Source organism: Pseudonocardia nematodicida (assembly GCF_040105385.1).
Lineage (GTDB): Bacteria > Actinomycetota > Actinomycetes > Mycobacteriales > Pseudonocardiaceae > Pseudonocardia > Pseudonocardia nematodicida.
This window is the reverse complement of the sequence record NZ_JBEDNQ010000004.1, coordinates 25,243-37,933: the sequence shown is the minus strand read 5'-3', so window position 1 is coordinate 37,933 and position 12,691 is coordinate 25,243. Positions and strand designations below refer to the sequence as shown.

Below are 12,691 nucleotides of genomic sequence, written 5' to 3'. Positions count from 1 at the left end.
CGTCGGACGGTCGTGAGCGGGACGAGGGCGAGCTGATCGAGGTGGTCTGCGCAGCGACGACGGCGCGGGTCGGGCCGCTCCTGCAGGGGGGTCCGGCAGACCTCGCAGCGGGGCGGACGCTCCGACTTGGCGGTCATGCGACGTCACCCCCGATCTCCGGGGTGGTGATGGCGAGCCCGGCACGGTGCAGGACCCGGCGCTCACCAGGTGTGGTGCCGCCGACGACCCCGAAACGACGGGCCGGGTCCTCGGTGGCAAGGACATCGGCCAGGCAGGCGGCACGGACCGGGCAGCCCCGGCACACCCGGCGCGGCGGCTCGGTCGACGCGGCCCGGTCATCGACGGGGAAGAACAGCTCGGTGTCGAGGCCGAGACACGCCGCATCGTCACGCCAACCACGCCCAGCCGTGGCGTCGGCGAGAACGAGGCGCAGCAGCGGGAACCGGCCGGCGCGGGCGCTCACCGAACCGCTCCGTCCACCAGACCGGGCACCAGGGGCTCGGTCAGGCCCAGCTCGTGCCAGTTCGACATGGCGCCGGCGACGTCGGAGGTCGGACGCTGCTCCGCGCGCGCCGTCCAGTCGGCAGCCGTGTCGGCCCAGAACCGCACCTCGCGCTCGGCCGCGCAGCGAGCGACGACGACGGCCTCGATGAACACCGCCGGGGTGTCGTGCCGGCGGACGGTGTCGCGCTCCAGGACGCCCCACCAGCGGGCCCGGCGGGCGTACAGCTCGGCCAGCCGGTGAGCGCGCGCAGCGTGACCTGCTGCGTCCCCGGCCCGTGCGGGACCGATGTCGAGGATGGCCTTGGAGACGCGGCCGAGCCCGGCCTGGACGAGCCGGGACACCGGCACCACGGCGGCGATGTGGTCGGTGGTCTGGGCATGACGGGGTAGGGAGACGTGCGGGGTCATCTACGCTCGGTGTCCTTCCGAACTTGTGTGCCTGCCAGGGCGACGGGTGAGGGAGATCCGGAGGGGAGCCCGGTGCTAGCGGGCTTCCCTCCACCTATGCGACGGCTCCGGACACACTGATCAGGCCGCGTCCTGGTTCTTGCTCGGCGCCGGGCGGTGGTTGCCCGGAGCGCGCATCCCGGAGGCCCGGAAGCTGTAGGCCACGCGGGGCCGGCCACCGTTCTCCTGCACGTACGGGGTGACGGTCAGGCCGTCGAACTCCACCGGCCGGAACGGCAGCCCGGCCGCGGTGTCCGGCGGGACCGGCTGGTGGGTGGCGGCGATCTTCACCGTCACGGTCTTGTCGGATCGACGGGCGTTCGGGTCCGCGTCGAGGACCGACACCGACCACACCGGCAGCCCGGACTCCTTGTCGAGCTGCTGCACCGGGCGGCCCGGGGCGGACTTGTCGAAGTCCCGGACCGGCTCGACCTCGGACACGATGAACGCGCCGTGCGGGAACACGTCGCCCATCGCGACTGGGAACTTGTTGGTGATCGCCATCTCGGACCCTTCGTTTATCCCTCTAAACTCGGATGGCCGGACTGACCCCGAGTTGGTTGAGGGGGGGTAAACGCAGAGTGGCCGGTTCGCCAGGCGGTGTCAAGACCCCCTAAACTCGCCGACGTGAGCGGTCCTGACGACTTCGACGCCGTACGCGCCGACCCGGACCCGATCAGCCGCGGGCGTCGGGCCACGGCGCTGATGTCGCTGTACCAGCAGCGGGCGACCGAGCTGGCCCGATTGCGCCGAGAAGCCATCGAGCAGGCGCACGCCGAGCAGGAGATGACCTACTCGGAGATCGCGAACGCGCTCGGGATCACCAAGGGCCGCATCACCCAGATCCGTAGCGGGGCGCCGGCTCGCGAGCGTGCCTTCTTCGGAGTAGGGCCGGTGGCTGTCGGGGTGCCGCTGCGCGAAGGCACGGACACACGGATGCGGTCCTACGTCGACGCCACCGACCTGACCAGCCAGTCGGAGGCAGCAACGCTCCTCGGGACGCTGTCGCTGGCCGCCGAGCCGGTCACGATCGCTCCGGACCAGCAGGAGCCTCCGACGGGCGACACCATCGTGATCTGCGGGCCGAAGTCAGCACCCGTCGGCGCCGAGCTCCTCGACTCCGACCCGGCCCTGGGCATGGTGCGCGAGTCTGACCGCTGGTGGATCGCGGTCCGTGAGACGGGGGAGCGGCTCGGGTCCCCGCTCGGGGACTCCCCGCCGGCCGAGGCTGACCTCGGATACCTGTCTCGCCGTCGCGACGGTGGTCGGGTCGTGGTGCACGTCGCGGGCATCCACAGCCCGGGATCGCTCGGCGTCCTGCACTACCTCGCCGGGAACCTCCGTTCGCTGCATCGCACAGTCGGCGAACGAGACTTCAGCTTGGTCGTGCGCTGCGATCTCGACGGCCCGAGGATCGCCGACTCGGCGCTGGTCAGCGGACCGCACTTCTGGTGATGCGCGCAGCCACGGCTCAGCTCGCAGGAGGCGAGCGTAACGCTGACCGTGTCCTGGTCGCCGAGGACGCTGTAGTCGTGCTCGACGGGGCCACTGCGTTCGAGCCCGTCGACCTGGACCCGGGGGAGTACGCCGAGGCCATCGGCCGGGAGATCGTCCGGCGGCTCCCTGGCGCGACAATCACAGACGCTGTAGCCGGAGCCATCGAGGACACCGCGGACGCCTACGATCTGCGCGCCGGGCAGTCGCCGTCGAGCACGGTAACCGTGCTGCGGGTCCGCGAAGAAGAGGCCGACCTGTACGTCTTGGGTGACAGCCCAATCCATTACGGCACTGGCGGGTGGGTGAACTTACTGCGAGACGGTCGGCTCGACCACCTTGCGCCGGCGGAACGAGCCGCCTATGTGGACGCGCTCCGAGCCGGTAGAGGCTACACCGCGCTGCACAGGCGGATCCTTGTGCAACTCCAGCAAGAGCAGCAACGGCATCGGAACCGACCCGGCGGGTATTGGATCGCCGAGGCCAATCCCGATGCCGCACATCACGGCGTCACGCGCGCCGTCCCGCGGGAGGAGATCTCCTGGGCGGTCCTGGGCACCGACGGAGCTACTGATCTGCTCACTGACCGAGCGGACACGGCATGGCCGCATATCGCCGCCTACGACGACGCTCAGCTCCAGGACTTGCTCGTCCGGCTGCATCGGTGGGAACGCGATGCCGACCCGAATGGCCAGCGACTCCCACGAGCCAAACGCCACGATGACAAGACTCTTGCGGCAATAACCGTCACCTATCCGTAGCGCTAGAACCCAAGGACAGCCATTCGTCCACGGAGTGCTGACTTCTGGATTCTCAAGATCTCGGGCCGCTCGTGCACGGCGCGAAAGGTTGTAACAGCCAGCTCAATGGCTCGACGCCGGTGTGAGTCAGCATCTGTTTCGTCTAGCTCCTGTCCGCCATGCACCAGACGGCTCCTTGCCCTGTACAGCCCTTGAAGCTCTCGCATGAGTGGCTCGCGGAGGGGCGGATTATCGGCGTGGATGATATTTGCCATTGCGCCACATACGCGGAACGTGCTCTCGCCTTCAGACGTTCCGAAGAGATTTTCCCAGGCGATGATTGAGTCGATAAATCCGTCCATCGGGTCTGGACGGTTAGTGGCAGCGTTTACTAGGCGTCGCATTCCCATGTCGAGCGACTCAGGTTGCTGAACGACGCGGGCTGCCCAGTGTCTAAGGAGGCCTTCATCGTCCCGTGTGATGGTTTGCCTGGGGAAGAGTCCCGAGAAATTTGCATTCTGCCCTATCGCCGTACCGTTTGCATATGTCAGCGGGTTCGCGACGGTGCTGCTCAGATATATGGGAGCAATCATCTGCTCGGCTGATCTAGCGAGAAGAAGCGAGAATCTAGCTTGATCGAATCGCCTGCTTTGCTCTTTATAAAAGGCTGAGTACACCTTATCGAAAGTACCGAATCGCCTATGTGTTTCTTCAACTGAGTCGCTAGGAGGAGGCCAAGGCTCGGCGCCCAGCATTCGTACGTCGGTAGGGATTTCGAGGACGCAGAACTCCTGCCAGTCAGAATGTAGGAGCCGCCGGTCTGGCTTGGTGGCCGGCCTCAGTTTGAACATCCCTAGGTCAACGTGCTCCTTTACGTCGATATTCGATACGGCGAAGATTGAGCGAACCTGCGTGAGCTGCCCAGAGGCCAGTCGGCGCGCGCATCGTATGGTCTCTTCGGTCGCGCTAAGAAGTCGGTCGAACGATCCAGAATACTGAAAATGTAGTTCATCGAGAACGTTCTGAACCAAGGAGTTGACTGCGCCAGCTAGTTGGTAAGTGCCACCGAAGCCATTTGACCAGATTGTATCACTCTGAATGTTGAAAATCTTTGAAACTGATTCAGTGTCATGCGGCTCGTCGCCGACGGGGAATAGTTTAGTAAGTTCGGAGTCGTTCAAGAATGCCGTACAAAGTCGGGTGTAGGCGTTGTGTCGGAATGCGCTGTACTCGAAGAAGTGTCCAGGTCCACTCTGGCCGTGCTCGTCCCTGTGTGAGGAGTTGATTAGAGTGAGGGCATAAACGTCACGACAAATTGAGTACAGGGCATCTACAACTTCGTCGCCAGTCTCAACGGCGGACTCTTGTTCGTTCCTACACTGAAGCCGGAATCCACGAATGGAATTCGAAAGAGGATTCTGTTCCGTACACTGGAACAGTAACTCGACAAATTGGTGAAGCTGATGCGAGTCGACACCTCGAAGGTGTCCGCCAAGGTCGTCGAGCTCTGACGCTACTTCAGCCTGCGTGGGTGACAGGACTTCCGGAAAATCTGGCGAGTCAAGACCCAAGGTGTACGCGACAAACTCCGAGCCGAAGGCCCATGCGGCGCTATGAAGCACAACTCCAACCGTAGCGCATTGCCGAATCCGCCTCTATGGGATCAAGGCGCCGCCTCCGGCGGCGCGGGGCCGGCCACGCCGGCCCCGTCGCTCGCTCACTACACCTCCGGCCCGTTCGCGGCGCCGTGACCGGCTACCCGACCCCGTGCAGCGAGTCCGCCCTCGCTCTCCGATGACTCTGCACCCCATCGCGGGTCTACCGAGTTGACCAAGCACGTCGGAGGGAGCCAGATGCTGGAAGCACGAACGGCGGTCGTCTACGTTGCCGCCGGTTCAGTCGGTAGAGCAGTCGCACGAGCCTTCGCGGACAAGGGCGCGCGCGTCCATCTCACGGGCCGAACACTTACTTCGCTGCACGGGCTCGCCGATGAGTTAACGGCATCAGGTGCCAGCGTCTCCACCACCGCGCTCGATGTCACTGACGCTGCAGCGATGTCCGACCATGCTCGTTCGATGAAGGAGTCGGACGGCCGAATCGACATCGCCTTCACTGCCGTCACCTACGACGAGGTCCAGGGCACGGCCCTGCACGACATCCCCGTCGACGATGTCGAGCGGACACTGATGACGACCTCACGTGCTCACCTGCACGCCGTCCGGGCGATCGCGCCCTACATGATCGAACAGCACGACGGCGTCATCCAGACCATGGTCGGGTACGGCCCGCCCCATCCGCTGATGGGGTCGACCGCACTTGCCTGGCAACTGGTCGAGGCGATGTACCGCCAGTTCGCCGTCGAGCTCGGGCCCTCCGGTGTGCGGGTCCAGTGGTTTCGGACTGGGGGATTCCGAGAGTCGATCCTCGACGCCCCTGACTACGGCAGTAGCTACGCCCGAGACACCTCGACGGCTGAGCTGCTGGCATCCCTGGAAGAAGGGACTGCGCTGGGGCGTATCCCGTCGGTTCACGACGCCGGAGCGTTCGCTGCCTTCGCGGCGAGCTCGGCCGGCCGTTCCCTGACGGCTACTGGGTTCAATATGACCAGTGGGGCGTTCTCCGACTGACTCTCAATAGCGACTACGACCGGGCTCCGCCCGCACCCGACACCGCTCGGAGATCCGGGTAGTGCGACGGGGCTGCTGATCTCCTCACGGCGCGCCGAGACGGCAGCCAGACCGAGGGGCGGGGAACAAGGCTGGACCCCGTACCTTGCACCCCACCCCTCGGCCCGGCAGGGACGAGCCCGCGCCGCGAGGAGATCACCAGCAGGCCGGGTGCATGGTCGAGAAGCCCCGCGTGGGACGCTTTTGGGACACGAAACGACGCGAGAAGGGTCGGATTTGACCCCGAACGACCACCAGTCTGCGGGTGAGAGTTCGCAGGTCACCCTAGGTTTCGAGGCCCAGCCGTCAGCACGGCTTCAAGATCCGCGGGTTCGGGGTTCGATCCCCCCGGGGGCCCACCAGGCGTTTCTCTTGATCCACAGCCTCGATCGCGGCGTTCGTGGAATCAATTGTGTACATGCCTGCCGGCAGAGTTTCGACGGTGTCGCGGTGAGTGTCCTGGCTGATTCGACCCCGCGGGCCACGTCGGGGTGCGTGTGGCCGTCTCGCGTTACCGAGACAGGCGGCCGTCCGCGGCGAGACACGCTCGGCGAATGGACGGGGCGGCCGCACCCTGCGAGAGCGGAGTGGACTGTGCCGCGCTCGACCGCGGGTGATCGACGGCAGCCCCCCGGCACCTCCCGCGCTGCCGTCGCATTGATCTCGACATGCTGGACCTTGGTCGCACGCACCGCTATGAAGACGGTTCACGATCGGTCGTGCTGGACGGTTGCGCGGCAGACACAACGAGCGGGTCGGGGGAGACGCATGCCTGAGACGCCGGTAGGCGGCTTCCCCGCAGCGTGGGCTACGGGCTGCGACGCGCTGTACTCCGCCGAGCGTCTGGACGCTCTGAAACGCACCGGTCTCGGGGCAGACGCGGATCAGGAGATGGACCGCATCGCCGCGTGGGTGAAGCGGGCGTTGTCCGTGCCGACGGCGCTGGTGTCGCTGGTACAACCCGACCAGCAGGTGTTCCCAGGGATGGTCGGGATGCCCGAGCCTGTCGCCACTAGCCGTGCGACCCCCCTGTCGCACTCGTTCTGCCAGTACGTCGTTGCGGCCGCGCGCCCGCTGGTGATCAGCGATGCGCGTACCGATCCGCTGGTGGCCGACAATCTCGCGATCCCGGATCTCGGGGTCATCGCCTACGTCGGGATGCCGCTGACCGACGAGAACGGCCAGGTCCTGGGCTCGCTCTGCGCCATCGACGGCCGGCCACGCGACTGGCGTGTAGAGGAGATCGCCACCCTCCGCGAGATCGCGCGATCCTGCTCGACCGAGCTGCGACTCCGGCTCGCCCAGTACGACGCGCTCCTCGAGAGCGGCCGCCGTGATCGCGAGGAGGACACCCGACGCCGGTCCCACGAGCGCAGCCGCATGCTGCTGACGGCGTCGCAGGACTTCACCGACACCACCACGGTGCAGGACGTGCGTGACCGGATCGGGGACCTGCTGCGTAGTGAGCTGCACCCCGTCTACGCCGAGACGGTCCTGCGGGATGCCAAGGGGCGGCTGCACAACCTGCCGGTCGGAACCGAGACACCGACGGGGACCGAGTCCGGCGATGTCGACCCGACGGCTCCCGCGACATTGACCTCGTCGCCGCGCGAGCGGACACCGTCGGCGACCGCGATCCGGGAAAGACGGGTCGTCCACTACAGCGATCTGGCCTCCTTCGCGGCCGACCATCCACCGGAGGTCGTCGCCATGATTCGCGACCGTGGCCTGCACACCGTCGTCGCTGCTCCGGTGCCGGGAAGATCGGAGCCGGACGGAGCCATCCTGCTGGGCTGGGACCGGCCCGATGCCGTCGAGACCTCGGATCTGCTGACGATCGCCACGGTCGCCGGTTACGCCGGTCAGGCGCTGCTACGCGCGCGAGTCCTGGAGCATCACGCCACTGTCGCCCACGAGATGCAGGACGCCCTGCTCACCGTGCTACCCGAGGTCGAGGGGATCACGATGGCGGCCCGCTATGCACCGGCCGACAGCCGGCACAACGTCGGCGGAGACTGGTACGACGCGGCGCCGCTCGCCGATGAGCGGGGGCTCGCCTTCTCCGTGGGCGACATCGTCGGGCACGACCTGCCGGCGATCACGTTGATGGGACAGACACGGTCGATGTTGCGTCAGGCCGCGTGGGACCACCCCGGGGAGGGACCTGCCGCGATCCTCTCTGCGTTCGAGCTGGCCAACCGTGGCTTGGGGCTCGGGGCGAAGGGCACCGCGGTCGTCGCTCAGCTGAGCGTGGACGGACGAACGGGCCGCATGATGCGCTGGAGCAACGCCGGTCATCCGCCCCCGATCCTGCTGCACCCGGACGGACGCACCGAGTCCCTCGTCGACCATGACTCGCTCTTCGGATTCGACCTCATGCTCGCTGAGGACCGGCATGACCACGTCCGCCGACTTGTACCGGGAACGACGGCCTTCCTGTACACCGACGGTCTTGTCGAGCGGCCGGGACAGGACATCGATGCCGGAACCGACGCGCTGGTCGAGGTGCTCGACCGTGCGCGGAGCGGGTCTCCGGACGAGATCGTCGACGCAGCGATGGCGATGCTGCCCCCGGCCGCCCGCGACGACGCTGTCGCGTTCGCGATCCGCATCGACTGATCGCCCCGCACTTCGATGCGGTCACGTCGCCGCAGGTAGCCGGGCCGGCATCTCGTCGAGGCGGCAATTATGGTGCTGTCGGCGTCGGCCCGTTCCCACGGTGCCGACGGCGCTCCTGATCGCTCGTCGTCGCAGGGAGAGTGTGCTGGAGATGGAAGACAGTTCAGTCGGTCTCCCGGCATACGTGCGGCTGGTGGGGGACATGCCGGCGCGGCTCGCTGTCGCAGTCGCGGCAAGGGCGATCGACCCCGCAGAGGCTCACGATCTCGTCCTCCGTGCCCGGTCCGTGCTCGACGTGCGGCTGGCCGAGGGTCGGGAGCACAAGACAGTCCCCGGAGCGCCCCGATAGCGCGACCCCCGGCACGGGAGGCAGCGGTCGGACTCGTTCGAGAAGCGTCCGCTGGGACTGCTCGGTGGACGCGCTGTCGCCCTGCTCGTTCGACGACTCGATCGAGTTGTCCTGAACGATCGACCGGCCGCCGCCGCCCATCGAGTCCTCGTTGGCGAAGTCGCTGAGGCCGAGGACGTCCGAGATGTTGAACGCCGGGTTCGCCTCGGTGACCGGCGCAAAGCTGGTGTTGCCCTGTTCACCGCCGGCGGTCTGCTCGCTGACCGAGGTGCCCTCGGTGGTCTGGCTCTGCTCCTGAGTGAGGAGGCGGCGGTCGTGGACATCGTCTGAGGGCAGACACGCCTCGCCGCTCCTCTCGGGTGTGATGATCCCCGGCGGATGAGCGGCACCGGCATCACCGCCTGGTGAATCGCGGGTCCGGTTCCGGTGCCGCGAGTGCCTTCGCGCCCCGGCCGGCGCTCCACCGGGCGAACCCGGGGACGTCGGCGATCATCCTGAGCGGCAGCGGCGGACGGGGATCGGCGCCCGTCTCCAGCCTGCCCGCGGTGGCGCGTTCGGTACGCACCTGGAACCGCTGCTCCCGATCGACCAGTGGCCGCCGCACCCGTTCCACCGCCGCAGCGGCGGCGTCGACGGCCGCCGGATCGACCCGGTCGGCCGTGAGCGGGCCGACGAGCCGGTTCGCGGCTTCGGCGGCGTCGAGCACGGCGAAGTTGATGCCGTTGCCCCCGACCGGTGAGATGACGTGCGCGGCGTCCCCGATCAGCAGCAGGCCGGGTTCGGTCCAGCGGTCGAGCCGGGTGATCCGGATGGGAAGCAGCGCCAGGTCGTCCACGTCGGACAGCAGCTCGATCCGGTCCTCCAGCCACGGCAGACGGCGTCGCAGCAGCGCGCGCAGCGGCGCGGCCCCGGTCTCGCGCAGGGCGGGGAAGCTGTCCGCGCGCAGCGTGAAGCCGATCTGCCAGCCCTCGCCCTGCCCGAGACACGCGATGCTGTGGCCGGGTTCGGTGACGAGCTCGAGACCGGACGTGTCCGGGTCGGTCGCGCGGCGCGGCAGCGCGATCCACGCGATGTCGATGCTGGAGTTGAGCTCGGTGGCGGTCACCGAGGCGAGGCGCCGGACCCGGGAGTTGCGTCCGTCGCAGCCGACGACGAGATCGGCCGGCAGGATCTCGCGGTCGGTCCCGTCCGCCACCACGACGCCGCGGACCCGGCCGGTCTCGTCACGCACGAGCTCGGAGGCACGGCTGCCCATCCGGACCTCGAGACCGTAGGGGCGGCCACGCTCGACCAGCCACGGCAGGAACCTGGCCTGCGGGACGAGGGCGTAGAAGGGGAACTTCGCGCTGGTCCGGCGATAGTCGGCCAGCACGTAGCGGCGGTCGGGGGTCGCCCACACGAAGGCGTCGGCGCGGGCGTGCGGGATCTCGGCGAGCAGCGGCTCGGCCAGGCCGAGCCGGTCGAGATAGTCCAGGACGGGCGGGGCGAGCGAGTCGCCGCGGAAGCGGCGGTCGAAGTCGCCGCGGGACTCGACCACGGTGACCTTCACGCCGGCCCGCGCGAGCAGGTACCCGAGCAGGACGCCCGCGGGCCCACCGCCGACCACGACGCAGCCCGGGGAATCGCTCATGGGTCAGGACCGTACGGCCGAGCCGGCGCCCGCTGCCCGATCAGGTCGTCGCCGCAACCCGGGCCAGCTTGCGGCCGACCTTGAGGTAGTAGTCGCCGGTCCGCCCGTCGAGCTTGTCCTTGGCGACGGTCGCGAGCGGCTCGCGGGCGTCGTCGGCGCTGAGCGTGACCTGCTCCTGCCCGCCGTCGGACTCGATCACCAGGCGTAGGCCGTTCTGCTGGGCCACCCGCCGGACGTCGCCGTTGCTCTTGGCGAACCCCAGGGCCTTGACCACCTCGGTGACCGACACACTCGCGTCGGCGACCGTCGGGAGGTCCGCGACCTCGCCGAAGGTGCGCTTCGAGAACCGGGCCACGAACTCCTCGCGGGCCCTCATCGCCGCGTCGACACCGTGCAGGGCGGCGGTGACCTCACCGGCGAGGATCTTCTTCAGGTCCATCGGGTGCAGCGATCCGGCCGCGATCCGCTCGGCGGTCACCGCGAGCTCCGGGTCCAGCCACTCCGACAGGGCCCGGAAGTAGGGCTCGACCAGCCGGTCCGGCACGGACATGATCTTGCCGAAGATCTCGCCGGGCGGGGCGGTCAGCGGCACGTAGTTGCCCTTGGACTTGCTCATCTTGGCGCCGGTGCCGTCGGTGCCCTCGATCAGCGAGGTGGCGACCACCAGCTCGGGGACCTGGCCGCAGATGTCCATGACCTTGCGGCACATCTGCATGTTGAGGAACTGGTCGATCCCGCCGACCTCGAGGTCGCACTCGGTCTCGACCGAGTCGAGCGCCATCGCGACCGAGTACATCAGCTCGGCCAGCGTCAGGCCCTGGCCGGCCTCGAGCCGCTTGCGGAAGTCCTCGCGCTGCAGCGGCATCGACACCGGAATCTGCGCGGTGATCTCGATGATCTTCGGCAGGTTGACCTCGCGCAGCCAGTCACCGTTGTGCCGGAACTGGGCCCGGTCGAAGTCGAAGAACGGGGTGACCTGCTCGCGGTAGGTCGCGAGGTTGCGCGCGATGTCGGCGTCGGTGAGCGCCGGGCGCTCGTCGGAGCGGCCGGACGGATCGCCGATCTTCGCCGTCATGTCGCCGACGATGAACACCAGGTCGTGCCCCATCCGCTGGAAGCGGCTGAGGATCAGCATCGGCACCGAATGGCCCAGGTGCACCTCGGCGCCGGTCGGGTCGATGCCGAACTTGGTGACGAACCCGCGGCCCTTCCGTTCGGCCTCGATGATCCGCTCGGCCAGCGCGTCCGCGGAGGGCTGGAGCTCCTGCGAGCGCGCGGCGATCAGGGCGGCCTGCTCGGCGGGAGACAGGTCCGACAGGTCCAGGCTGCGGCGCTGCGTGGTCTCGGTGAGCAGCTCCCGCACGGTGGCGTCGGCCGCGAGGTCCCCGTTCCGGAGCAGGGCGGTGGCGCGGTCGACGGACTGGCTCAGGCGGGTCATCACAGCTCCTGCGTGGGGTGGTCAGCCGGTCCATTCTATCGAGCGTGCCGGTCGCGCCGGCTTCCCCCGTGTCCGGTCGATCGCGTCGCTGCGCTCGACGAGAACGCCTGGATACGGGCGCGCGCACCCATCGGCGAAGCGCCGATCAGAACATTCCCGGCATCTGCCCCCTGGCGGTAACGGCGACTGCACACCGTGCGAGACCGTCATATCTCGGGCCGGCCGAGCGATCCCGCAGTGCACACGTCCGTCACCCCGGAGGCTCCCGGGTCCAGCCCGTTCGACTCCCCGCAGCGCCCCGTGCCGTCCCACTATCGACCCCCGGAGAACGGGCAGGGGCCGCAGCGCCACCCGGCCGGCCACGCCCCGTACGGCCCGCCCGCCGGCGTCGGACCGCAGTGGCAGCAGGCGCCGCGGGTCGACGCGCGGCACCGGCCGGGCCCCGGCGCCGAGATGGCGGCGTGGCGGCCGGGTGAGCTGTCGGCGCCACCGCGGGCGGCGACCGGGCTGGCGATGACGCGCCGGAACCCGGTCGGTGTCTGGCTCGGCCTGCCGCCGATCACCTTCGGGATCTACGGCCTGGTCTGGTACTACAAGATCCACCGCGAGATGGCGGAGTTCGACCCGCGCCGCCCCGTGCCGGTGGCCGGCCCGATGCTGGTGCTGATCTTCCTGGGCTGGACCGTCGTCGCCCCGCTGGTGTCGTTCTACAACACCGGCCGCCGGATCGCCGACGCCTACGCGGTGCCGGAGCGGACGCCGGTCGTGCTCGCCGGCTGACCGCCCGACGCCGGTGATCCCCGA

10 protein-coding genes are annotated in these 12,691 nt (G+C 68.4%); 5 read left to right on the top strand and 5 right to left on the bottom strand.

Annotated elements, in window-relative coordinates; genetic code table 11:
* Positions 1–133 precede the first annotated feature (133 nt).
* The 3 genes from WIS52_RS10575 to WIS52_RS10565 form a co-directional block, all read right to left on the bottom strand.
* Positions 134–463, bottom strand: coding sequence for a WhiB family transcriptional regulator (locus tag WIS52_RS10575; protein WP_349298000.1), 330 nt, complete (start codon positions 461–463; stop codon positions 134–136).
* Positions 460–912 (bottom strand): hypothetical protein, encoded by a 453-nt coding sequence (locus WIS52_RS10570; protein WP_349297999.1) that lies wholly within the window; start codon positions 910–912, stop codon positions 460–462. Before WIS52_RS10570 ends, WIS52_RS10575 begins: the two co-directional genes overlap by 4 nt.
* A gap of 120 nt (positions 913–1,032) precedes the next feature.
* Complete coding sequence (locus tag WIS52_RS10565) at positions 1,033–1,455, bottom strand: plasmid replication, integration and excision activator (RefSeq protein ID WP_349297998.1); 423 nt, start codon at positions 1,453–1,455, stop codon at positions 1,033–1,035.
* A gap of 123 nt (positions 1,456–1,578) precedes the next feature.
* On the opposite strand from WIS52_RS10565, the gene WIS52_RS10560 reads away from it, so the two are divergent.
* The 4 genes from WIS52_RS10560 (at position 1,579) to WIS52_RS10545 (ending at position 8,470) form a co-directional block, all read left to right on the top strand.
* A complete protein-coding gene (locus tag WIS52_RS10560; RefSeq protein ID WP_349297997.1) occupies positions 1,579–2,406 on the top strand; it encodes a sigma factor-like helix-turn-helix DNA-binding protein in 828 nt (275 codons plus the stop codon).
* Complete coding sequence (locus WIS52_RS10555; RefSeq protein WP_349297996.1) at positions 2,406–3,206, top strand: hypothetical protein; 801 nt, start codon at positions 2,406–2,408, stop codon at positions 3,204–3,206. The genes WIS52_RS10560 and WIS52_RS10555 overlap by 1 nt, the downstream gene beginning before the upstream one ends.
* Before the next feature lie 1,832 nt (positions 3,207–5,038).
* Positions 5,039–5,812 carry an SDR family NAD(P)-dependent oxidoreductase gene (locus WIS52_RS10550; RefSeq protein ID WP_349297995.1) on the top strand — a complete coding sequence of 258 codons (774 nt, stop codon included), beginning with the start codon at positions 5,039–5,041 and terminating at the stop codon, positions 5,810–5,812.
* Positions 5,813–6,619: 807 nt separating this feature from the next.
* Positions 6,620–8,470 carry a GAF domain-containing SpoIIE family protein phosphatase gene (locus WIS52_RS10545; protein ID WP_349297994.1) on the top strand — a complete coding sequence of 617 codons (1,851 nt, stop codon included), beginning with the start codon at positions 6,620–6,622 and terminating at the stop codon, positions 8,468–8,470.
* Positions 8,471–9,213: 743 nt separating this feature from the next.
* On the opposite strand, the gene WIS52_RS10540 is transcribed toward WIS52_RS10545, so the two are convergent.
* Together WIS52_RS10540 and tyrS are read right to left on the bottom strand one after the other, a co-directional pair.
* Entirely contained in the window at positions 9,214–10,449 is a 1,236-nt protein-coding gene (locus WIS52_RS10540) for an FAD-dependent monooxygenase (protein WP_349297993.1), read from the bottom strand.
* 40 nt (positions 10,450–10,489) lie between these two features.
* The gene (gene tyrS / locus WIS52_RS10535) at positions 10,490–11,887 is read right to left on the bottom strand and encodes a tyrosine--tRNA ligase (RefSeq protein ID WP_349297992.1); all 1,398 of its coding nucleotides are present in this window, start codon (positions 11,885–11,887) and stop codon (positions 10,490–10,492) included.
* 237 nt (positions 11,888–12,124) lie between these two features.
* Between tyrS and WIS52_RS10530 the strand changes: the two genes are divergently transcribed.
* Complete coding sequence (locus WIS52_RS10530; protein WP_349297991.1) at positions 12,125–12,667, top strand: DUF4234 domain-containing protein; 543 nt, start codon at positions 12,125–12,127, stop codon at positions 12,665–12,667.
* Positions 12,668–12,691: the final 24 nt, after the last annotated feature.